The sequence below is a fragment of the Streptomyces sp. NPDC048504 genome (assembly GCF_043200035.1).
In the GTDB taxonomy this organism is placed as follows: Bacteria; Actinomycetota; Actinomycetes; order Streptomycetales; family Streptomycetaceae; genus Streptomyces.
On the sequence record NZ_JBICXA010000027.1, the window covers coordinates 50,867 to 72,204 of the forward strand.

Genomic DNA, 21,338 nt, shown 5'->3' on the forward strand with positions numbered 1-21,338 from the left:
GGGTCAGCGCGCCCGTTCCTCCGGGGGCCGCTGCGGCTCGGGTCGGCGGACTTCCGGCTTGGGCGCGTTGCGGACGGCCTCCGCGCGCAGCAGGGCGCGCAGGACCGCGTACGGGTCGATGGGCATGGCTGTGTTCCTAACGTCGCGGTGACGGGTTGACCTCGGGGGACGGTCGGTCCGTCAGCAGCGCAGGACCACGGTGCGCAGAGCGCGCAGGGTGTACGGCGGCCAGGGCGGCGCGGGGAAGGAGCGCACCCGGAGCGCCCGGGACGCCGGGGTGGGCGCGGGCCGCAGGGGCACGGTGGGCCGGCGGACGGTGAGCGAGACGGGCCGCAGGGCGGCGGCCGGGTCGAGGACGTCGTACTCGACGGTCGTCTCGGCGGACGAGGCGACGGATGTCGCGCGCACCTCGGCATGCGTGCCGGGCACCAGCAGGGCGAGCAGCAGCACGAGCGCCCGCAGCCAGGCGCGGCTGCGGGGGAGGCTTCGCGTGGTGCGCACCCTCGTGCTCATGGAAGGTCATCTCCCAGCGGCCGTACGGCGTTCATCGCGGCGGGCGCGTAAACCGCCCGCACGGCCTACCAACGAGCCTCACAGGGCCTGGGGCACCTGCTTGGCGTGGCTCCTCATCCGGACGGCCGTGACGATCTCGACGACGCCGACCGCGACCAGCCAGATGCCGCAGACGAGGGTGAGGACGGCGACCGAGCGGAACGGGGAGTCGATCAGCACGATGCCGGCGACGAAGGTGACGATCCCGAGGAAGATCTGCCAGCCGCGCGCGGGCATCGTCCGGTCCTGGATGGCGGCCAGGGTCTGCGTGATGCCCCGGATCAGCCAGCCGATGCCGATCCACAGGGCGAGCAGCAGGATCGACTGCATCGGCCCGCGGAAACAGAACAGGCCCAGCACGATCGACAGCGCGCCGCTGATGAACGCCAGTACGCGCAGCGAGGTCGCCCGGTGCGTGCCGAAGGCGGAGACCAGCTGGAAGACACCGCTGATCAGCAGGTAGACGCCGAAGAGGATCCCGGCCGCGAAGAGGGACGCGCCGGGCCACACGAGGACCAGCACGCCGAGGATGAGAGAAGCGACGCCGGTGAGCAGGACGACCTGCCAGGCGGCTTTGGAGAGGGCGAAGAGGGGCCCTTCGAATTCCGGCTCGTCATGCGGGGGCCGCGGCGCGCGCGGGACACGGGTGTCGTGGGCGCGGCGGTCGTCGAACTCCGGGCCCCAGGAGGGGCCGCTCGGTGCCTCGGTCATGGTCCATGTTCTGACCGGGGTCGGACGGGCCGCCACCGGGGCGGGCCACCTGGCTGACGGGATTGTCGGGCGGTGGTGGGGTTACTTGCCGCCGGCTGCCTTCGCCGCCTTGGCGGCCGCCTTCATCTCCTGCTTGTGGGCGCGGACCTTGGCCAGGGACTCGGGCCCGGTGATGTCGGCGACGGAACGGTAGGACTGCGCCTCGCCGTACGCCCCGGCGGCCTCCCTCCACCCCTTCGGCGTGACCCCGAGCTGCTTGCCGAGCAGGGCGAGGAAGATCTGCGCCTTCTGCTTGCCGAACCCGGGCAGCTCCTCAAGCCGCTTGAGCAGCTCGGCTCCCGTGCCGACGCCCTCCCAGACGCCGCTCGCGTCCCCGTCGTAGTGCTCGACGAGGTACTGGCAGAGCTGCTGGATCCGCTTGGCCATGGAACCGGGGTAGCGGTGCACGGCCGGCTTCTCGGAGAGCAGCGCCGCGAAGGCCTCGGGGTCCTGTGCGGCGATCTCCCGCGCGTCCAGATCGGCGGCCCCGAGCCGGTCGGCGATCGTCCGCGGCCCCTTGAACGCCCACTCCATCGGCACCTGCTGATCGAGCAGCATCCCCACCAGCGCGGCGAGCGGGGAACGGCCGAGGAGTTCGTCGGCGGCGGGGTCCTGGGCGAGGTGAAGGGTTGCGTCCATGACCCCGATGATGCCTCCGCGCGGGTCAGAGCTCCACGTGAGGACTGGCGAACGCCGCGCCGAAGTAGCCCTTCACGCCGTGCACGGTGATGCCGGCGCTCTTGCCGCAGATGTTGGCCGAACCGTTGGCCACGGGGCCCGAGGACGAGCCGCGGGCGACCCAGACACAGCCGTCGCTGTTCTCGGTGGGTGCTCCGACGACCGTCTCGGCCTTGCCGTCCTTGTTCAGGTCGGCGAGGTGGACGGCCGCCCCGAACTGGTCCCCGGTCTCGACCGCGCCGGGCACACCCGCTGTGTCCTGGGTGTATCCGGCGGCCTTGGCGGTCGTGAGGCCGGTGGCGGAGCCGCGCAGCAGGACCGCGGTGCCCGCCAGCTTGTGCGTGCCGACGGCTTCGCCGGGGGCGCCCACGAGGACGTCGGCGTACTTGTCGCCGTCGACGTTCCCGATGCTGATCGACTGGCCGAACATGTCACCGTTCTCGGCGGCGCCGGGCACGCCGGGGGTGTCCTGCTGGTAGACCACCGGCTTCTGGTCGGCGGCGGTGATGGGTGTCCTCTCCACGAGAGGGCGATCGCGCGGTTCCTGCGGCAGGGGTTCGTGGCGGGCCCGAGGGTCGTCCTCCCGTAGCCTGCCGAAGTGACCGGAGTGACCCCAGAAGACCTCGTCGCCCACTACGGCCTGGAGCCGATCCCCCGCGAGGGCGGCCTGTTCCGCCGGACGTGGGCGGGCCCGGTGCGGTCCGACGGCCGCCCGGAGGGCACCGCGATCGTCGCCCTGCTCACGGCGGACGACTTCTCCGCGCTCCACCGCCTCCCCGCCGACGAGGTCTGGCACTTCTACCTCGGCGATCCGCTGGAACTCCTGCTCCTCGCCCCGGACGGTACGTCGAGCACGGCGGTCCTCGGCCCGGACCCGCTGCACGGCCGGCACCTCCAGTTCACCGTGCCGGGCGGCACGTGGATGGGGGCGCGGGTGGTGGCGGGCGGCGCGTGGACGTTCTTCGGCTGCACGATGGCACCCGGCTTCACCTACGAGGGCTACGAGCACGGCGACGCGGCCGAGTTGACCGCCCGCTACCCCTCCGAGGCCGCCCGCGTCACCGGGCTGTGCCGCCCGTGAGCCGCCTGCTGGAGGGCCAGTTCGCCCTGGTCACGGGCGCGAGCGGCGGCATCGGCCGGGGGATCGCGCTGCGGTTCGCGGAGGAGGGCGCGGCGGGGGTCGTACTCCATTGTCGTACGGCGGTGCGGGCGGCCGGTGAAGTCGCCGCCCGCGTAAGGGAGTTGGGCGCCCGGGCCGTCGTACTGCAAGCCGATCTGACCGACGAGGACGCCTGCCGCGGACTGGTCCGCGAGGCGGCCGAATGGGCCGGCGGACGGCTCACGGCACTGGTCAACAACGCGGGAGTACAGCCCACGCAACCCCTGCCCGGGATGACGGCGGCGGACTGGCGGACGGTCGTCGACACCAACCTGACCAGCGTCTTCGCGTGCACGCAGGCGGCGGCCGAGGTGATGAGGGAACACGGTGCCGGTGGCACGGTGACGCACATCGCGTCCATCGAGGCGAGCGCCCCCGCCGCCCTCCACGCGCACTACTCCGCGGCCAAGGCCGCCGTCGTCATGCACGCGCGGTCGGCGGCCCTGGAGTACGGCCCGTACGGCATCCGCGTCAACACGGTCTCGCCCGGTCTGATCGACCGGGAGGGGCTGGCGGAGGCCTGGCCGGACGGGGTGCGGCGGTGGCGGGAGGCGGCGCCGACGGGGAGGCTGGGGCGGCCGGAGGATGTCGGGGACGCGTGTGTGTTCCTGGCCTCGCGTCTCGCCTCCTGGGTCAGCGGGCACGACCTCGTCGTCGACGGCGGAGTGATGGCGCGACCCACATGGTGAGCGCGAGATGTGGTTCCTCCGTACATAACCGGGGGTCTGCAAGTCCGAAGACGGAGAAGTTCCGGAAGCGGAGAAGTTCCGAAGACGGAGACATGGCGTGAGCCGACGACGGAATGAGGGTCAGCGCGTTGGACGCGGCGAGGGACGGCGCATCGGAGTTACCGGAGCCGGCAGGGGCGACGGAGGCGGCGGCCGGCGAGGAGTTCAAGGGCTGGTGCTGCTGGGCTCCCTGCTGGTCCTGCTCCTCCTCGGCACCGCGGGCACCGCGTCCGCGCACGCCGCCCTCGAATCCACCGACCCCGCCGACGGCAGCGTCCTCAAGTCCGCCCCCCGCGCCGTCACCCTCACCTTCTCCGAATCCGTCGCCCTGCTCGACGACTCCTTCCGCGTCTACGACCCCGACAACCGGCGGGTGAAGACGAGTTCCGCGCACCACGCGAAGGACGCCGGGGACACGGCGAGCGTCACGCTCCCCGCCAAGCTCGGCACCGGCACCTTCACGGTCGCCTGGCGCGTGGTCTCGGCCGACAGCCACCCGGTCTCGGGCGCCTTCACCTTCTCCATCGGCAAACCCTCCGCCACGACCACCCCGATCACCACGGCCCCGACCGAGGACCCCCTCACGGGCAGCCTGTACGACATAGCCCGCTACTTCGCGTACATAGCCGCGGCCCTCCTCATCGGCACGGCAACCTTCGTCACCCTCTGCCGCCCCCCGAACCCGGCCGTCCTCAACAAGCCGATCCTGATGGGCTGGTGGACCCTGCTGGCGGCCACCGTCGCCCTCCTGATCCTCCGCGCCCCCTACGAGGCGGGCACCGGCCTGGCCACGGCCTTCGAACCCTCCGCGATCCCGAAGACGCTGACTTCCCGCCCGGGCCTGGCACTTGCGGCCCGGCTCGTCCTCCTCGCCGCAACAGCCGCATTTCTCCTACGACTTCGGGGGCGGGAGCGGTTCGGGCGGGTGGCCCTCGGAACGGGTGCCGCCCTCGCGGTCGGGCTGGCGCTGACCTGGGCGTCGGCGGAACACGCGTCCGCCGGGATCCAGGTGCCGGTGGCGATGACGTCGGCGGTCCTGCATCTGCTCGCGATGTCGGTGTGGCTCGGCGGCCTGACGGCCCTGCTCACCGTCCTCTACCGCTCGTCGGACCTCGACGCGGCCCCGGTGGCCCGTTTCTCCCGCCTCGCCTTCGCCTCGGTGACCGTCCTCGTCGTCACCGGCGTCTACCAGTCCTGGCGCGGCCTCGGCTCCTGGAATGCCCTGACCGGGACGCCGTACGGCCGCATCCTGCTCGTGAAGCTCGGCGCGGTGACGCTGCTGCTCGCGGTGGCGGGGTGGTCCCGGCAGTGGACGGGGCGGATGGTGGGGGCGGACGTGCGGCTCCGGGTGCCGGAGTTGGTGCGCGCGGGGGCGGACGGGGCGTCGACTCCAGCGGGTGAGGGTGACGCTGTGGCGGAGGGTGGTGAGGACTCCCAGGACCGGTACCGCCGCGGCCTCCGCCGCTCGGTGCTGTTCGAGGTCGGCGTCGGTGTCGTGGTGTTGGTGATCACCACCCTGCTGACCAACACCCTCCCCGGCCGGGCCGCGGCGGACGCGCAGCGGACGGCGACACCGGCCGGCATACCGGCGGCCTCCGTCACCACCGTCCCCTTCCACGTCGGCAACGCAGGCGGCAAGGTGCAGATCACCCTCGACCCCGGACGCGTCGGCGAGAACTCCGTCGAGGCGGTGGTCTACGGCCCCGACGGCGGCTTCGCCACGGTCCCCGAACTCCGGCTCTCCTTCACGCTCCCGGCGCAGAAGATCGGTCCCCTCGACGCCGACGTCAAGGACGAGGGCGGCTATTGGGGGACCAACACCCTCAACCTGCCGATCGCCGGGACCTGGACCATGAAGGTCACCGTCAGGACGTCCGACGTGGACCAGGTGAGCGTGTCCCGGCAGGTGCGGATCGTGCGATAGGCGAGGCGATAGGCGGTAGACGGGCGGGATGCGGGGTCACGTCGTCTGCTTGCCGGCCCGCCACTCCAGCGCCTGGGGTTTCTCGGTGAACTCGATCAGGTGCTGGCCGGTGAACGGCTTCAGCGCGTCCCGTACTTCGGCCGGGGTGGCGTAGAAGAACTCCTTGCGGCTGTTGACCTGGTTCACCCGGCGCGGGGCGAACTGCCGGTGGAGTTCCGACTCCAGGCCGACCGCGTCCTTGCTGAAGATCAGCGCGTGGACGTCGAAGCGGAACGGCACCGCGGCGCCGCTCAACTCGTAGATCCGGTCGAGGGGTTCGAGCCTGCGGGTCATACCGATCTTCACGACCCGGTCGCCGAACGCGCCGACGTTCGAGATGACGTAGACATAGCCGGTGCGGATGTTCGCCGCGCGGGTCTCGACGTCCTGCAACGCGCCCTCGATCTCGGCGAGTTTGGCCTCCATCTCCGCGACGGCCGCCTCGTCGCCGCGCTCGCGCAGCCGGTCCAGAGCCGCCTGGTAGTGGCCGAGCTCCTTGTTCAACTTCTCGCGCTGGCGGTCGAGTTCGCGCTGGACGGCCGCCTCCTCGCGCTCCTTGGCACGGGCCTCGCGCTGGGCCTCCTTCTCCTCGTCCTTCTTCTGCAGGAAGTCGGAGGTGAGCTCCAACTCCCGTACCCGCGCGTTGTGGTACTCGTCGCTGATCCGGATCTGCATGGTGGCGCCGAGTTTGGCGATCGTCTCGCGGCTCTTGTAGAGGCGGTCGACGAGCGAGCGCAGCCGGTGCGGGCGCATGGTCCGCACCGCGTAGTCGGCCTCGGCGTTGTAGGCGCGCAGCATCAGCTTGGAGAAGTCGCGGACCATCTTCTGGCCCTCGCGCGTGGAGCCGTTGACCGTCCAGCCCGTGATGGCGAGGACGGCCCGGTCGGTGCGGGCGAGGTTCTTGATCTCGGTCTGCAGGGTGTCGAGCCGGCTGCGGTAGGCGATGGCGTCGTGCAGGGCGTGCCGGTAGGCGTAGACCCCGGCCTCCTGCAGCATCGCGGTCTCGTCGGTGACGACGATCCGGGCCTGCAGCTCGGCGAGCCGCCGCTCCCCGTCGAACACCTCCTTGCGCTGCCGGTCGGCGTCCTTGCGCGTCCGCTCGGTCTCCTTCGCCGTCCGGCGCGCGTCGTCGAGGATCTCCTTGGCGGTGTCCCGGGAGTCCTTCAACACCCCCTGCGCCTCCGCTGCGGCCTCGGCGGCGAGCCGCTTCCGCAGCTCGGCGGCCTCCAGCTCGGTCCGCCGCACCAGGTCGGCCACCTGCACGGCGTCCAGCCCCTGCGTCCGGGTGATCCAGCCCCGCAACTCGTCGGCCTCGGAGAGGGCGTCGGCACGGCGACGGCCGAAGAGGCCGCTTTTACGGGGCGCGGGTACGGCGGGAGCGGTGGGGGAGCCGGGGAAGTCGGGTGCGCCCGGCTCCGGTGCGGCCGCCGTCACGGTCCCGGGCGAAGCCGCCTCCGGCACCCACAACTGCCAGCCCTCCGGAGGCGTCGGCCACGTCGGGTCGGGCACCCACTCCGGCGGCGGCGCCCAGCCCGGAGGCGGCACGGGCCAGCCGGGCGGCGGATTGAACCGGTAAGCACTCATTGACCCCACCCCTGGCCCGGACGACGGAGCCCCGTTCCACGTCGTCGGAAGATCCCGGCACATACGGAGAGTCACACTCTGTCGCTGTTCCGCGACCAGCTCACCCGAGAGTTTCACCTCGTGATCATTCTGTGACCCTGCGTGAGGCCGAGCCGCTCCACCCAGCCCGATATCGCGGCCGCGATCAACTCGGGCTGGTCCTCCGGGGTGTGATGGCCGGCGACGGCGTCCGAGTGCTCGATCTCCAGGGCGGCGATGTTCGCCGCGCACCAGGCGATGGCGTCCTCGTCCATCATCGTCCCCGCTCCGGGCGTGAACGTGAGCAGCAGCTTGGGTACCTCCGGGCTGGCCGCCAGCCACCGGTCGTAGGCCTCGATCCTGGTCACGACGTCGGCGGGTTCGCCGCCCAGCGGCATCGAGCGCGCCCAGCGCAGGAGGGGGCGGCGGCTCTCGCGGGTGGGGTACGGCTTGCGATAGGTGGCGAGGTCGGCCGGGGTGAGGGGGGTGGCGGAGGCGGCGGGGAGTGCCTGTTCGATGAAGGCGTTCTCGTCGAGGATCATGGCCTCGCCGACCCCCTCCGTCTTGATCGCGCGGAACAACTCCCGGCCCCCTTGGGGGAATTCCGCCCAGCTCATCGGCTTGACGATGGTCTCGGTGAACGCGATGCCCCGCACCCGGTCCGGATGACGCGCGGCCCGGTCGAAGGCCAGGGCGCCACCCCAGTCGTGCCCGACCAGCATCACGTCCCGCAGCCCGAGTGCGTCGAACCAGGCGTCCAGGTACCGGGCGTGGTCGGCGAAGGAGTACGCGATCTCCGGCTTGCCCGAGTCGCCCATGCCGATGAGGTCGGGCGCCAGCAGCCGCCCGGAAGCGACACCCGGCATGACGTTCCGCCACAGGTGGGACGAGGTCGGGTTGCCGTGCAGGAACACGATCGGCGCCCCGGTGCCCGACTCCCGGTAGGACATGGTCGAGTCGAGGACGCGGGTGGAGTGGGTTGTGGTCATCGGAACGCCACCACGTTCCGCTCGGCCCATCCCGCGAACGCACCCGGCGCCCGCCCCAGGACCCGCTCGACGTCGGGACTCACCCGCTGCTCCTCCTCGGTCGGCCCGCCGAGCAGCGCCAACGTGCCCTCGACCACCGGCAGTGGCATGAACCGTGCCATCAACTCGTGGGCCTCCGCGCGCGTTTGCTCCGCGAAGGTCACCGGCTCACCGAGCGCGGCCCCTATCGCCGCCGCCCGCGCGCGGGGTGTCGTCGGCGCCGGGCCGGTAAGCGTGTAGGTCGCGCCGGTGTGCGTGCTCGCGTCGGTGAGCAGGACGGCGGCGGCGACCGCGGCCACGTCGTCCGGATCCACGAAGGGCAGGCCCACATCACCGAAGGGCGCCGCTGCCGTCCGCCCCGCGCGGATCGACTCGGCCCAGGCGAACGCGTTGCTGTCCAGCCCGCCCGACCGCAGGATCGTCCAGTCGAGCCCCGACTCCCGTACGGCGGCCTCGAATCGGCGCGGATGCGCGTACGCCTCCGGACGGGTCCCGGCGCCCTGCGAGGACAGCAGCACCACCTTGCGGACACCGGCGGACCTGGCCACGTCCAGAATGTCGTACGGCCGCTCGCCCGCGACCAGCAGGAACAGCGCCTCGGCTCCCTCGAACGCGCCCCGCAGGCCGTCCGGTTCGGCCAGGTCGGCGGCCACCGTGCCCGGTCCGCTGATGTGCCGGGCCACTGCCGTCACCGGGACCTGGTCCTCCGTGAGGATCCGCACCAGCGTCCGCCCCACGTTCCCGGTCGCACCCGTCACCACAATCATGCCGTTACCCCCGTCGTGTATGAGTTAGTTGGCTGACTAACTCCGTCGGGAAGAAGCTAGCACGATCGACCCCTCGGTTGTCTATAATTAGTCAGATGACTGACTCAAAGGATTCCCGGCCCGCCCGGCCCGCCGCCGCGGGCAAACGGCAGCGCCTGACGACCGCCACCGCCCGGGTCCTGCACGAACAGGGCGTGGAGCGCACGACCATCGCCGACATCGCCCGTGCCGCCGACGTCCCGACGGGCAACGTCTACTACTACTTCAAGACCAAGGACGAGCTGATCGAGGCAGCCCTCTCCGAGCACACCGGCAACCTGGAGACCCTGACCGCGCGGCTCGACCGGCTCCCCGACCCGCGCGAACGCCTCAAGGCCCTCGTCGGCGGCTGGGTCGAGCAGAAGGACACCGCGGCCCGCCACGGCTGCCCCATGGGCACGCTCGCCGTAGAGCTGGACAAGCGTTACGAGGACGGCCTCGATCTCGCCGCGGGCCAGGTCATACGGCGGTTGGTGGACTGGGTGACGGAGCAGTACCGGCAGCTCGGCGCGGCCGACCCCGAGGGCCGTGCGCTGGCCCTGGTCGGCGCCTATCAGGGCATGTCCTTGCTCTCCAACGCCCTGCGCGACCCGGAGATCATGACCCGTGAAGGGGCCCGGCTCATAAGGGAGTTGGACGCCCTGGACGCGGTGTGAGGAACGCCTACCGCTGTCCCCGGATGCGGTGCGCGACCTCGCTGTTCTCGGTCTCCCACCAGGGTCGTACGAGATCGGGCCCTTCAGTAGAAGTCCCTGTTTCAGCCCCCGTCGCAGTCCCCGTCGAGGCCTCCGCCGGCGTCGCCCGGACCACTTCCAGTTCACTGTCCAGTCGCCGGTCCAGCGCGACCGTCTCGGCGCGTTCGGTGCGGGCCCACTGGACGAGGATCGCGAGGAGGAAGGGGAGGGCGACCAGTTCGGCGATGCTGACCATCGCGCCGCCGCCGAGCTGCTGGTCGTGCTGGACGTCGGGGGCCCAGGACGGGGAGTGGCTCAGGTACCAGGCCCCGGCGATCAGCGTGCCGTGGGTCATCACCACGATCCCCGGCACCGCGTCGATGATCCCGTCGACGAACACCAGCCCCGCCCGCACCGGATGCGTGCACCACGCGGGCAGCGCCTCCTCCCGCGTGAGCACCGGCAGTACGAACAGGCTCCCGGCCAGCAGCAGATGGAGGTACATCAGCTGGTGAAGCCAGTTGTCGGCCAGGGCGGTCTCGAAGTACGGAGTGAAGTAGATCGTCAGCTCGGTCGCGAGCACCAGGGCCGTGCTGACCAGCGGGAAGGTGAGCAGCCGTACCAGGCGGCCGGTCAGCGCCCCTTGCGCGCGGGCGGCGCCGCGTTCGGGCAGGGCGCGCAGGGCCAGCCGTAGCGGATCGCCCAGGGCCAGGCCGAGCGGGGCGATCAGGTCGAGGAGGATGTTCTGGACGGCGGCGGGCCAGAACAGCACACGGTCGTACACGGCGAGCGCCGACATCGTGGCGACCACGAGCGTGCCGAGGCCGAGCAGCGCGAACGCGGCGGTCCGCGCCACCGGCCAGGCCTCGCCGCGCTGCCGCAGGCGCAGGACGCCCCAGCCGTACAGGCCGCCGAGGAGTACGACGACCAGCAGCGCGGGGACGTCCGCCTGCCACGAGGAGAACAGCCGTCCCATGGTGAGCTGCGGCGGGGTCTCCATCGCGATCTACCTCCACGGGCGGGCGGGCGGTTCTGTCGGATCTGCCGCAGCACTCTATGCCTCGGAGTACCGCGGCGAGGACCCGCCCCCGCGCGCCCGTGGCACTACAGCGACTGCCGCATGATCCAGTCCCGGATGCCGGGGATCGTGTACGCGATCTGCCAGGTACCCACGTGCGCGCTGGTGGTCGAGCCGGACGGTACGGTCGTGCCGGTCTTGAACGCGGCGAAGTTCACCGGCGTCCGCTGGGCCTTCATGCTCCGCACGTCCGCCGCGAACTCGGCGGCGGTGGACTGCCCGTCCCACAGCGCGGTGCTGACCTTCGTGCCCTGTTCCTGGATGACCTCGGTGATGGCCTGCTCGCCCGGGTACGCCTTGGTGTCGTCGGCCGAGACGAGGATCCACAGGTTCTTCTTGGCGAGGGGTACCGCCTGTGCCTCCGGCCACTGCCCGGCCACGATGAACGCCGCCGCGAACAGGTCGGGGTACCTGATGTTCAGGCCGAGGGACATCATCGCGCCCATCGACTGACCGGTCGTGTAGCGGCGGTCGGCGTCGATGCTGTACTGCCGCGTGACGGACTCGACGAGGTTCGCGGTGGCGTCGAAGCGGGTCGACGGCTCGTAGTCGTCGTCGATCACCACCGCCCCGTACTCGGGCGCGAGGACGAACGCCTCGTGCCGGGCCTGGTCCTCGGGGCTCGCCCAGCACACCGCGCCGAGGCCCTGCACGAGCGGGCCCTCGGTCGCCACGTTGACCACGCTCGCGTCGTGCCTGAACAGCACCAGCGGGTAGCTCTTGCGCGGGTTGTAGTGCTTGGGGACGAACAGGTTGTACTTGAGGGTCTGGCCGGTCGCCGGGTCGTCGAAGGTGAACTGCTGGAAGTCGTCGACGATCAGGTTCTTCACCGCGTCGGTCGTCAGCGCCGTAGTACTCGCGGGGTACTGCCTGCCCCGCGTGGTGGTGACCGTGCCGGCCTGGGTGAGCGTGGCTTTCGCGGCGACGATGGTTCCGCCGGGGGTGCTGTCGCCGACCTTCGGGCCGCCTCCGCCGGGGGCCTGACCGGAGCTGGACGACGAAGACGCCGTAGGGGATGCGCTGGGTGAGGAACTGGACGCGGTGCCGGAACCCTCCTGGGTCACCCACAGCGCCGCCGCCTTGTCGTCCGGGGACAGTTCGACGATGACGTAGCGGCCGTTGCTGCCGTGCGCCGCGAGGTCGGCGGAACGGTTCGGGTAGACCTTCGTGACCGTGCGGCCGGTGACCTTGAACGTGGACGTCGACAGGGCTGTTCGCGGTGGCGCTCCGGACGTGGCCGGTGGCCGACGTCGTCTCGCTCACGGCCTCGCCCTCGGCCTCCTTCGCCGTGCACGCGGCCGTCGCGCCGAGCACGGCCAGGGTGCCGACGGCACCGGACCCCACGATGAACCTGCGCCGGTCGACCACGACGGACTCCTTCTGTGTTGCCCGTATTGCCTGTGCTTCCCCCCTTCCCTCGCCTACCTCACCCCGGCCCCGGGTGACTCGTAACGGGAGCCGTCGACAGCAATCGATATATCGTGATAGGCCTGGAACGTATCGGCGATACAACAACTGGAGTGATGATGCCCGCGCAGAATTCCACCAGCCCCCTGCGGGACCCTCAGATCACGGCTGTACTGGACCGACTGCGGACCGAGAGCCGCCGCCCCGCGAACGGCGGCCCGCGTGGCGGCGCGGACACCCGCGATCCGCACGCGTACGCCGACATCGGCTTCTCGATCCACGCCGATCAGGGCGACCTCATCTATCTGCTCTGCCGGGCGATCGCCGCGACGAGGGTCGTCGAGTTCGCCACGTCCGTCGGCGTGTCCACGATCTACTTCGCCGCCGCCGTGCGCGACAACGGCGGCGGGACGGTGATCGGCTCCGAGATCGTGCCGGAGAAGGCGGCCACCGCCCAACGCAACCTGGCCGAGGCTGAGTTGGACAAGTACGTCGACCTGCGCGTGGGCGACGCCCGGGAGACGCTGCGCGATCTCGGCGGCCCCGTCGACTTCGCGCTCATCGACGGCTGGCCGATCAGCGACGGCGGCCCGACCCTGGCCCGCCAGGTGATCGAGCTCATCGCACCCCAACTCCGCACCGGCGCCTTCGTGATGAACGACAACGCCGAACCCGACTACCTCGACTACATCCGCGACCCGGCCAACGGCTTCCGCTCCGTCACCCTCCCGCTCAAGGGCTCAACAGAACTGTCCGTGAAGGTGAGTTGAGGTTCCCGGGCGACAGCTCACCTCAGCCGATCGCGTTCCTACGACGGCGCACGCAGCGCGTCCACCGGCTCCATGCGGGCGGCGCGCAGCGACGGATACAACCCCGCGAGGAGCCCGACGAGCGCACCGGCGAGCGGCGCGCCCAGCGCGAGCCGGAGGTCGAGCACCGGCGTCCACTCCTTGAACACGGCGACGCAGACCACGACCGCGATGCCCAGGGCCGCGCCCACAACTCCCCCCAGCAGCCCGATGGTTGTCGACTCCAGCAGGAACTGTCCGGCCACCTGCCGCCGTGACGCGCCCAGCGAGCGCCGTAGCCCGATCTCACCGACCCGTTCCATCACCGTCACCAGCGTCACGTTGGCGATGCCGATCGCGCCGACCACGAGGGAGACGAGGCCGAGGACGAGGAAGAGGCTGTTGGCGTCGTTCTGGACGCCGGCGCGGGCCTTGGAGAGGTCGGGCGGCGCGACGACGGCGAGCGAGTCCTGGTGCCCGGGCGCCAGCGCGATCGGTGCCTGCCGCGCGACCTGTTTGGCCGCGCCCAGCGCCGTGTCGACCAGCACGCGGGTGATGTTCCGCAGCCCGATCCGGTCGGCCGCGGTGGTGGGCGGCACCAGCACGGCGGTGGACAGCCGCGCCTCGCGCCGGATCCCGCCGAGGATGCCGATCACGGTGTACGACTGCCCGCGGAAGAAGACCGCCGGCGCGTCCTCCACCCGCTTGATGCCGAGGAGTTGGGCCGCCTGGTCGCCGAGTACGACGACGTGGTCGCGCCGGGCGATGTCCCCGGCGTCGTAGAACCGTCCCGCGGTCATCCGCCCGTGCACGGCCGCCGGCAGGCCCGCCGAGGCGGCGACCACAGCGAGGGTCTGGCCGGACAGGTCGCCGGGCGCGCTCACGTCATTGGCCCGCACAAGCACGCTGTCGGTCGCGTCGGAGTCGGCGAGCGCCGCCACCGACTCCACCCCGGCCAGCCGCGCCACGGCATCGGTCCCCGACCACGGCACCAACGGCCCGGCGTCCTCCGCACCGGGCAGCGGTTCCGGCACGGTCACGGTCACCGAGGTCGCGGTGAGCGCGTCGAAACGGCCGACGATCTGGTTGCCCGCGGTGGACGCGACCCCGATGGTGATGACGAGCGTGGTGATGCCGAGGACCGTGCCGAGCGTGGTCAGCGCGGACCGCACCGGCCGGGCGAGGACCCCGGCGAGGGCCTCCGTCCACAGGTCCCGTGGATCCATCCAGGGCCGCTCGACCCGCGCGGAACCCTCCAACTCCCTTTCTCCGACGCTCACTTGACCTCCTCGGCCAGGCGCCCGTCGGTGATACGAACGCACCGCCCCGCCCGACGGCTGACCGCCTCGTCGTGGGTGATCACGACCAGGGTCATGCCCTGGGCGCACAGGTCGTCGAAGAGTTCCAGAACGGACAGGGTGTTCTCGGTGTCCAGGTTGCCGGTCGGCTCGTCGCAGAGCAGCAGCGCCGGGTCGCTGAGCAACGCCCGTGCGATGGCGACCCGTTGACGTTCCCCGCCGGACAGCCGGTCGGGCCGGAAACCCACCCGGTGCTCCAACCCCACCTGCTCCAGGGCCTGACGGGCGCGGGCGAGCCGCCCACCCCGCCCCCGTTCGGGCCGCGGCCTGCGGTACGCCTCGGCCAGCATCACGTTCTCGTCGACCGTCCGGTACGGCAACAGGTGGAAGGACTGGAACACGAACCCGATGCGGCTTCCCCGCAGGGAGGTTCGTTCGAGATCGCCGAGCCCGGTGGTCTCCACCCCGTCCAGCAGATACGACCCCGCCGTGGGCCGGTCCAGCAGCCCGAGCGTGTTGAGCAGCGTCGACTTCCCCGAACCGGACGGTCCGACGATGGCCAGGTGTTCGCCACGCCGTACGGCCAAGTGGACGTCGCGCAGGGCGTGCACGGGCGGATCGGAGGGGAACGTCCGCTCCACACCGGTGAGTTGGATGACGGTATCGACCTCGGCATCGACCACGGTGTCGGTCACTCGCCCACCACCACCCTCTCGCCCGCCTGCAACGCGCCCCCGTCCGGCTTGACTTCGACGATCCCGGCGGCGGAGAGGCCGACGGTCACATGGACGTCGGTCACGGTGGCGCCACGCTCGACCTTGACCCGGGCCCGACCGTCGGACGAGGTGTGGATCGCGGCCATCGGCACGGTGAGCACTTTGCCGTCCGAGGCGCCGACCTTGATGGTCACCTTCACGGCGGCCTCGGCCTCACCGGCGAGTGGCCCGGGTTCCGGGACGGTGATCCGTACCTGGACGGCGGCGGTGGAGTCGGCGGCGGAGTTCGCGTCGTCGGTGGTGGAGGGGGTCGTAGCGGCCGAGTCCGTGGCCGCTGAGGAATCGGAACCGTCCGCTACGACGTCCACCGTTCCCTGCGCCGACTTGCCGTCCGCCGTGGTCAGTTGGGCGGTCATGCCGTGGCGGAGGAGTTGGGCGTCGGTGCCGGGGACGGCCGCCTGCACCACCACGTCGGAACTGGTCACCGTGCCGATCTGGGCGGACGGGGTGTCGCCCGTCTTCACGCTCACCTTGTCCAGCCGCGCGGGCAGCTTCGGCAGGAAGACGACCTCGCCGGCCGGGACCTTCGTACCGTAGGTGGCCTTGAAGCTGCTGAGCGCGTCGTTCGCCAAGTCGAGTGCCTTCTGGGCGGACTTGACCTGGATCTCGTGGACCTGCTTGTCCGTGCTGGACTGAGGGCTGGGGGTGCTGGACGACCCGGTCTCACTGGAACCGGCCGCTCCCGCACCACTGTTGGTCGTGAGGAGCGCCTCCTGCGCGGCGGAGACGGCCTGTTCGAGCGAGCCGAGCTGCTGCTGATCGGTGGGGCTCGGCTCCTGGGCGTCGTACCCCTCGCTCTTGTACCAGTCGGCGACGGCGGTGGCGGTCCCCTGCCCGTACGTCCCGCTGGTGCCACCGGGGTCGAACCCGAGCCGCTTCAAGGCTTTCTGAAGCTGCGTCACATCGTCGCCCGAAGTGCCCGGCCCCAGTGCGCGGTACATCGGTACGGAACCGCCGAGCGCGAACACCGGACGGCCGTTGACCGTCATCAGGACGTCGCCTTCCTTGATCTCCGTACCGGCCACCGGCGCCTTGGTGACCCGTTGTTCGGCACCCTCGCCGTCCGCACCGGCGGACGTCCCGCTGCCGACCGGCCCGGCCAGCGACAACGGCCGCGGTGACGCGAACTCGACCGACCCGGTCGCCACCACACTCGCGGTGAGCGACTGCCGTACGACGGCGACCGTCACCGGCCCGGCCTTCGGCGCCTGGTGCGCGGCGGCGGCGTCCGCCGGCGACTGCACCTGCGTACCGGCGAACCACCCACCCGCCCCGACCAGCACGACCGCCGAGACGACGACCCCAAGTCGCCTACGACCGCTGCCGATACGGCTGCTGATCCGGCTCGGGCCCTCTTCCTCCGGGCGGCTCATCCGTTCTCCCCGTAGTAGGGCTTGGCCTTCTCCTTGGGGAAGTACGCGGCGCGGAACTTCTTGCCGCACTCCAGGTCCTTGAGGGCGATGCCGATGTCCTTGTCGAGGAGGGGCAGCGCGTCCTCCTTGCTCAACGACACGAAGTTCTCCGGCAGTTGGCGGGAGATGTCGAGGCGGACCATGGACACCATGCCGGTCGGCTGGGTGGTGCTGACGGAGATGCCCTGGCCGGTCAGGCAGCTCGCGAACTGCTGGGCGAGCTGGACGAGTTGGGCGTCTCCGTTGAGCGCGAGCCCGTTGGCGTGGTTCTGGTCGTCGCGGGCCTGCTCCGCGTTCTTCTCGGCCGCCGCGCTGAGCGCCGGCCCGTGCGCCGCGGCCCGCCCCGTCTCCGTGCACCCGCCGACCTTCTCCTCGGCCTTGGTCTTGGCCGGGGGACCGGTCAGCGCGATGTCGTACGCCTTCTTCTGGGCGTCGGTCAGACCGTCCTCGTCCTGGTCCTGGGGTGCGGTCCGCTTGGCCATCGCGGCCTTGCTGAAAGGGACGTTGGGGTCGTTCGGGTAGACAGCGCCCGCGTAGTACCCGAAGCCGTACTTCTGCCGGAACTGCTTCGCCCGCGCGTAGTCCTCCCCGTCGACCGCGGAGAACGGGTCGGCCACGGTCGAGGACCGCACGTGCGGGGTGTAGGTGAAGCCCTGTTTCTTCATGCAGACCGCGATGGCGTTCTCCTGGATGTACTCCTTCTTCGTCGCGTCGTCCACGCCGTCCGGGACGGTGAGCTGGGTGGCGCCGTTGACGGTCGTGGTGGCCGCGCTCGCATCCGAACTCCCGTTGCTGGAGGATGACTTGCTGTCGGAGCCGCCGCCGCAGGCGGCGAGGAGGGGGAGTAGGCCGAGGGTGAGGGCCAGGGCGGACGTACGTATTCCGGGCGCGCCAAATTTAGGCATGCTCATGCCATGTGCTCCTTCGGGGGTGATCAAGGTGTGGGTGAGGGGTGTTTCACTCAGCCGGCGATGTCAGGTTCAGCCGCCGCCGTTTTCCTTCACGGCGTCGAAGATGCGGGGGTCGGTGGCGAGTTGGGTGAGCGGACCCGTGCGCGGACCACTGCCGCTCCGGCCGGTGGCGGCCTCGTCGAGCGTGCCCGCGATCACTGTCACCGTCCATCCGCCCGGGGTCAGATAGGTGACACCGGTGGCCAGATGTCTGTCGGCCACGTAGTAGATCAACAGGCTGCCCGACCCGCGCTCGGTCAGGGAGCACCGGGTGATCAGGCCGTTCCACGGGGAGGCGAGCACCCGGCCGTTGCTGTCCAGGCAGGCCCGGGTCGGGCGGGAGTACGACGGGTCCGTGGCGGTCCGACTGACGCTCACATAAAGGTCGTTCACGCTGCCGTCGGCGGTGGTCATCCTGAAGTACCGTCCGGGACGCAGGGGTTGGCGCGGTTGCTCGGCCGAGATGGTCGTGCCGGTGCCGTTCTCGGCGGAGAGGATCGACCGGACCAACTCCAGTGACGGAGACCAGACCGACGGCTGCCCGGCGGGAAGCGTCGGCGCGGGTTCCGGCCGGGGCGAGAGCAGCGCGTGCCCGCCGAGCACGATCACCCCGGCCATGACGGCGGCGCTCAGGGTCGCGCCGACCCGCCGCCGCCGACGGATCCGCGCACCGCGTGCGACGGCGCCCGGCACCAGGTCGGGCATGGGCGGTTCGACTCCGGAACCCAGCCCGCCCAGGGCATCGGCCAGTGCGGCCTCGTACGCGTACTGGTCCGTCCGGTCCGTCCGGTCCGTCCGGTCCGTCCCGTCCGTGTGGTCTGTCTGTTCCGTGAACTCGTCACCGGCCTTCCCGCTCATGCTCACCACTCCGCCCGCAGATAGCCGGTTCCAGTTCCCGCGCCGCCAGGTCCGAAGTCCTTGCCGGAGTCGGCCAGGATGGTGCGCAGGGTGCCGAGACCCCGGGAGGTCTGGCTCTTCACCGTGCCGACGCTGCACCCCAGCGCCGCCGCCGTGGCCTCCACGCTCTGGTCCTCCCAGAACCGCAGCACCAGCACCGCCCGCCCACGCGGCGGGAGTTGGCGGAGTGCGTCGAGCAGGGTCAGCCGCAGATCCGGATCGGAAGCGGGCGCCACCACGTCCTCCTGGTACGCCCCTGTACCCGTCCGCTCCCACCAGCGCCGTCGCCGGGTCTCGTCGATGAACGTCCGGTACAGCACCCGCCGCGCGTACCCGTCCGGCGACTCCAGCTGCCGCACCCGCCGCCACACCGCGTACAGCTTCGCCAGCGCCGTCTGCGTCAGGTCCTCGGCCAAGTGCCAGTCCCCGCACAGCAGATGAGCCGTACGCCGCAGATGCGCCTGCCGACTACGAGCGAAGTCGTCGAAGTCGAGCCCGGCACCACGGGCATCACCGGCATCGGAGACTTCCTGCCAGACCGGCGTCCGGATCACAGGACACCTCCGCCCGGCACCGGCGCGGCGCGCGGTGAGAAGTACTTCATGCCTGAGGAACGGGGTGCCGGGCCACGGAGGTTGTCACGTCCCGGGAAACTTCTTCGACGACAAACACAGCGGCAACGGCGACAATGGATCACCGCACGGGACAAGCGGGACAACAGCGCAACCGGACGAACGGACAACGGGGTGGCAGTGGTGGACAGTTCGCCGAGCGGAAGACCGTTGCCGACTGAGGTGCGCATCCGCGTGGCGGTGTGGCAACGGATAACTCCCCTCCTGCCCATGGCCGTTATGACAGCGGTCCTCTTCACCACAGCAGGGACGGAGATGCCACCGCCGGGCGGAGTCCCCGGCGTGGTGGCGTTCTGGGCCGTCCTGCTGTTTCTGGGCGCCGTCCTCCCCTCCCGCTTCGGCATCACCCTCACCCCGTCCGCGGCAGTGGTCCACAACGTGCGCCGCCGAACAATCCCCTGGGCCGACATCCAGGCCATCCAGGTCCAGTCCACCGCGGGCATCAAGTCGATCGTCCTCCACGAGGCGAACGGCCGCAGCACCGAACTCCGGGCACCCACCACCGGATTCCTGTCCTGGGACCGCCACTTCGAGAAGAAACTCCACACCATAGACACCTGGTGGCAGGCCCACCGAGGCCCCGACTGGACCCCGATCCCACCCCCACCGGCCTGGTGGAACACCCCACCGACCTCGGACCGGAACCCGTTCGCCCCACCCAAGTAGCCTGGCCGCGAACGGGGTTGAGCCGGCGGCACGAGGTGTCCAGCTCCGCGGAACGCTTGCCTGGCCAAAGACAGGGCGACGACCCTGCCGCCGGGCGGGCATCATTCGTAGCGTGGACGATGTACGAGACGGTGTCATAGGCGTCTGGCGGGTCAGCCGGTCCGACCGGCTCGGGGGCTACCTGCTGGCCGTCGGCCCGGCGTGCGGGTCGCTGTTGACCTGGTGGGGTGTTCTCTCCCATCCGGACAGGGAGAACGTGGACTCCGCCGGTACAGCGACCGCCGTCGCACTGGGCTTCGCTCTCTTCGCCTGGTGGCTGCTGCTGCGCGTACGTCTGGAATTCACCACGGACATGATCGTCATGTCGAACCCCTGGGGCACCCAACGCCTGCCCTGGTCGCGTGTCAGCGCGGTGACCCTCGGAAATTGGGGAGCGCGGTTCCACACGAAGGACGGCTTCACGTACACGGCGTACGCTCTGAGCGACCTGGCGGGCTGAACTCGTCAGGACGACCGGTTCGCCGACGTGAAACGAATGTCCGACGCCCAACTCCGGGGCGGACAGCCGCTGTAGGAGTCCGGGGCGCCGATGCGATGACGCGGAGATGCGCGAACTCGGTGAACTGATCAACGTCGGGGATCCGGCCTGGCCGCCCTTCCTTGCGGAACTGTCCGACTCCGACGGACCAGTTGAGATTCTTCCCGCCGACATGGACACCGGCGGAAGCCCGGACGATGCCGCCCACGAAGGATTTCCCGGCCTCGCGGAGATCAACGAGATGCCCCCGAAGTTCGACCCCGCATGGCAGCCGGACGCAGGTCTCGTGGTCGTGCACGATGTACTGGGCGGGGTCTTCGCCAGGGCACCCGCACGCGGCAGATCGGCCGGGAGACGGCCTTTGTGGATGAGCCACTGAGGTATGTGTCGGCCTGGTGGAATTCGGGGTCGTGAGGAGAGGGACGCCGAATTCCCGCAGGATCAGCGCTTCTTGGTCATCTTCTTCTGCGGCGGGGTCCAGCACCTCGGTGCAACTGGCAGCGGGAGTAGCCGATCATCGCCGGTTTCTGGCACCGCTTGCCGGTCTTGGTATCGGTCGACCCGCACTTGACCTGCTTACCCCTTCGTCCTCCCCTGTCCGGCCGAAGGCTTCGCATCCGGCTGAAGCTTCAACGCCGGCCAACGATGAAGGGCCCTGCTGCGAACAGCGGGGCCCTTCGGCATCGTGCCCGGTGAGGCGCTGGCAGGGGATACGAGATTGGAATTCCTGAGGGTTTGGTTTGCCCCCGACGCACTTTCCCGCTGTCCTCGCGGCCGTACAGGGACGTTCGTGGAAGTTCAGTCGGCAGGTCGGACGGGGTGCGCGTACAGAGGCGAATGGGTGCGACCGTCAGCACACTGGGCAACAACTGGACGCCAGGGTTACGTCAGATATGCGACGGAGAACGTCCCTTGTGTTGGTGGGACTTGCTGCGATGTGGTCGAGTACGGCCGCC

General features: G+C 70.7%; 24 protein-coding genes. 8 read left to right on the forward strand and 16 right to left on the reverse strand.

Annotated features, from left to right (window positions below):
* Window positions 1-3: 3 nt before the first annotated feature.
* The 5 genes from ACGFY9_RS45875 to ACGFY9_RS45895 all read right to left on the reverse strand — a co-directional run bounded on the left by ACGFY9_RS45875 (window position 4) and on the right by ACGFY9_RS45895 (window position 2,503).
* Complete coding sequence (locus tag ACGFY9_RS45875; protein WP_019054906.1) at window positions 4-126, reverse strand: hypothetical protein; 123 nt, start codon at window positions 124-126, stop codon at window positions 4-6.
* A 54-nt stretch (window positions 127-180) separates the two neighbouring features.
* The gene (locus ACGFY9_RS45880) at window positions 181-513 is read right to left on the reverse strand and encodes a hypothetical protein (RefSeq protein ID WP_393764640.1); all 333 of its coding nucleotides are present in this window, start codon (window positions 511-513) and stop codon (window positions 181-183) included.
* Window positions 514-591: 78 nt separating this feature from the next.
* Window positions 592-1,263 (reverse strand): HdeD family acid-resistance protein, encoded by a 672-nt coding sequence (locus ACGFY9_RS45885; RefSeq protein ID WP_393764642.1) that lies wholly within the window; start codon window positions 1,261-1,263, stop codon window positions 592-594.
* Window positions 1,264-1,344: 81 nt separating this feature from the next.
* Window positions 1,345-1,941 (reverse strand): HhH-GPD-type base excision DNA repair protein, encoded by a 597-nt coding sequence (locus tag ACGFY9_RS45890; protein WP_393764644.1) that lies wholly within the window; start codon window positions 1,939-1,941, stop codon window positions 1,345-1,347.
* A gap of 25 nt (window positions 1,942-1,966) precedes the next feature.
* Window positions 1,967-2,503 carry a hypothetical protein gene (locus ACGFY9_RS45895; RefSeq protein WP_393764646.1) on the reverse strand — a complete coding sequence of 179 codons (537 nt, stop codon included), beginning with the start codon at window positions 2,501-2,503 and terminating at the stop codon, window positions 1,967-1,969.
* 84 nt (window positions 2,504-2,587) lie between these two features.
* On the opposite strand from ACGFY9_RS45895, the gene ACGFY9_RS45900 reads away from it, so the two are divergent.
* The 3 genes from ACGFY9_RS45900 to ACGFY9_RS45910 all read left to right on the forward strand — a co-directional run bounded on the left by ACGFY9_RS45900 (window position 2,588) and on the right by ACGFY9_RS45910 (window position 5,791).
* Window positions 2,588-3,061, forward strand: coding sequence for a cupin domain-containing protein (locus ACGFY9_RS45900; protein ID WP_393764752.1), 474 nt, complete (start codon window positions 2,588-2,590; stop codon window positions 3,059-3,061).
* Window positions 3,049-3,828 (forward strand): SDR family NAD(P)-dependent oxidoreductase, encoded by a 780-nt coding sequence (locus ACGFY9_RS45905; protein ID WP_393764648.1) that lies wholly within the window; start codon window positions 3,049-3,051, stop codon window positions 3,826-3,828. Before ACGFY9_RS45900 ends, ACGFY9_RS45905 begins: the two co-directional genes overlap by 13 nt.
* 214 nt (window positions 3,829-4,042) lie before the next feature.
* Window positions 4,043-5,791, forward strand: a complete 1,749-nt coding sequence (locus ACGFY9_RS45910; protein ID WP_393764650.1) for a copper resistance CopC/CopD family protein — start codon at window positions 4,043-4,045, stop codon at window positions 5,789-5,791.
* A gap of 36 nt (window positions 5,792-5,827) precedes the next feature.
* Here ACGFY9_RS45910 and ACGFY9_RS45915 read toward each other — a convergent pair whose 3' ends face one another.
* The 3 genes from ACGFY9_RS45915 to ACGFY9_RS45925 all read right to left on the reverse strand — a co-directional run bounded on the left by ACGFY9_RS45915 (window position 5,828) and on the right by ACGFY9_RS45925 (window position 9,227).
* Window positions 5,828-7,414: a DUF4041 domain-containing protein gene (locus ACGFY9_RS45915; protein ID WP_393764652.1), complete on the reverse strand. Its 1,587-nt coding sequence runs from the start codon at window positions 7,412-7,414 to the stop codon at window positions 5,828-5,830.
* Window positions 7,415-7,527: 113 nt separating this feature from the next.
* Entirely contained in the window at window positions 7,528-8,421 is an 894-nt protein-coding gene (locus ACGFY9_RS45920) for a haloalkane dehalogenase (RefSeq protein WP_393764654.1), read from the reverse strand.
* A complete protein-coding gene (locus ACGFY9_RS45925; protein WP_393764656.1) occupies window positions 8,418-9,227 on the reverse strand; it encodes an SDR family oxidoreductase in 810 nt (269 codons plus the stop codon). The genes ACGFY9_RS45920 and ACGFY9_RS45925 overlap by 4 nt, the downstream gene beginning before the upstream one ends.
* Window positions 9,228-9,322: 95 nt before the next feature.
* Between ACGFY9_RS45925 and ACGFY9_RS45930 the strand changes: the two genes are divergently transcribed.
* Window positions 9,323-9,922, forward strand: coding sequence for a TetR/AcrR family transcriptional regulator (locus ACGFY9_RS45930; protein ID WP_393764658.1), 600 nt, complete (start codon window positions 9,323-9,325; stop codon window positions 9,920-9,922).
* 7 nt (window positions 9,923-9,929) lie between these two features.
* On the opposite strand, the gene ACGFY9_RS45935 is transcribed toward ACGFY9_RS45930, so the two are convergent.
* Together ACGFY9_RS45935 and ACGFY9_RS45940 are read right to left on the reverse strand one after the other, a co-directional pair.
* Window positions 9,930-10,940, reverse strand: coding sequence for a cytochrome c oxidase assembly protein (locus ACGFY9_RS45935; protein WP_393764660.1), 1,011 nt, complete (start codon window positions 10,938-10,940; stop codon window positions 9,930-9,932).
* A gap of 104 nt (window positions 10,941-11,044) precedes the next feature.
* Window positions 11,045-12,226 carry an alpha/beta hydrolase-fold protein gene (locus ACGFY9_RS45940; RefSeq protein ID WP_393764754.1) on the reverse strand — a complete coding sequence of 394 codons (1,182 nt, stop codon included), beginning with the start codon at window positions 12,224-12,226 and terminating at the stop codon, window positions 11,045-11,047.
* 318 nt (window positions 12,227-12,544) lie between these two features.
* On the opposite strand from ACGFY9_RS45940, the gene ACGFY9_RS45945 reads away from it, so the two are divergent.
* Window positions 12,545-13,195: an O-methyltransferase gene (locus tag ACGFY9_RS45945; RefSeq protein WP_393764662.1), complete on the forward strand. Its 651-nt coding sequence runs from the start codon at window positions 12,545-12,547 to the stop codon at window positions 13,193-13,195.
* Between the two features lie 38 nt (window positions 13,196-13,233).
* Here the strand turns inward: ACGFY9_RS45945 and ACGFY9_RS45950 are convergent, their stop codons facing one another.
* The 6 genes from ACGFY9_RS45950 to ACGFY9_RS45975 form a co-directional block, all read right to left on the reverse strand.
* The gene (locus ACGFY9_RS45950; protein WP_393764664.1) at window positions 13,234-14,493 is read right to left on the reverse strand and encodes an ABC transporter permease; all 1,260 of its coding nucleotides are present in this window, start codon (window positions 14,491-14,493) and stop codon (window positions 13,234-13,236) included.
* Complete coding sequence (locus ACGFY9_RS45955; RefSeq protein WP_393764666.1) at window positions 14,490-15,206, reverse strand: ABC transporter ATP-binding protein; 717 nt, start codon at window positions 15,204-15,206, stop codon at window positions 14,490-14,492. Before ACGFY9_RS45955 ends, ACGFY9_RS45950 begins: the two co-directional genes overlap by 4 nt.
* Window positions 15,203-16,660, reverse strand: a complete 1,458-nt coding sequence (locus ACGFY9_RS45960; RefSeq protein WP_393764668.1) for a peptidoglycan-binding protein — start codon at window positions 16,658-16,660, stop codon at window positions 15,203-15,205. The genes ACGFY9_RS45955 and ACGFY9_RS45960 overlap by 4 nt, the downstream gene beginning before the upstream one ends.
* Window positions 16,657-17,610, reverse strand: a complete 954-nt coding sequence (locus tag ACGFY9_RS45965) for a hypothetical protein (RefSeq protein ID WP_393764670.1) — start codon at window positions 17,608-17,610, stop codon at window positions 16,657-16,659. Before ACGFY9_RS45965 ends, ACGFY9_RS45960 begins: the two co-directional genes overlap by 4 nt.
* Before the next feature lie 69 nt (window positions 17,611-17,679).
* Window positions 17,680-18,507 carry a hypothetical protein gene (locus ACGFY9_RS45970; RefSeq protein WP_393764672.1) on the reverse strand — a complete coding sequence of 276 codons (828 nt, stop codon included), beginning with the start codon at window positions 18,505-18,507 and terminating at the stop codon, window positions 17,680-17,682.
* Between the two features lie 2 nt (window positions 18,508-18,509).
* The gene (locus tag ACGFY9_RS45975) at window positions 18,510-19,100 is read right to left on the reverse strand and encodes a SigE family RNA polymerase sigma factor (protein WP_393764673.1); all 591 of its coding nucleotides are present in this window, start codon (window positions 19,098-19,100) and stop codon (window positions 18,510-18,512) included.
* A 288-nt stretch (window positions 19,101-19,388) separates the two neighbouring features.
* Here ACGFY9_RS45975 and ACGFY9_RS45980 point away from each other — a divergent pair, with 288 nt between their 5' ends.
* From ACGFY9_RS45980 to ACGFY9_RS45990, 3 genes are all read left to right on the forward strand, one after another.
* Entirely contained in the window at window positions 19,389-19,844 is a 456-nt protein-coding gene (locus ACGFY9_RS45980; protein ID WP_393764674.1) for a hypothetical protein, read from the forward strand.
* Between the two features lie 112 nt (window positions 19,845-19,956).
* Window positions 19,957-20,343, forward strand: a complete 387-nt coding sequence (locus tag ACGFY9_RS45985) for a hypothetical protein (protein WP_393764675.1) — start codon at window positions 19,957-19,959, stop codon at window positions 20,341-20,343.
* Window positions 20,344-20,449: 106 nt separating this feature from the next.
* Entirely contained in the window at window positions 20,450-20,761 is a 312-nt protein-coding gene (locus ACGFY9_RS45990; RefSeq protein ID WP_393764677.1) for a hypothetical protein, read from the forward strand.
* Window positions 20,762-21,338 lie beyond the last annotated feature (577 nt).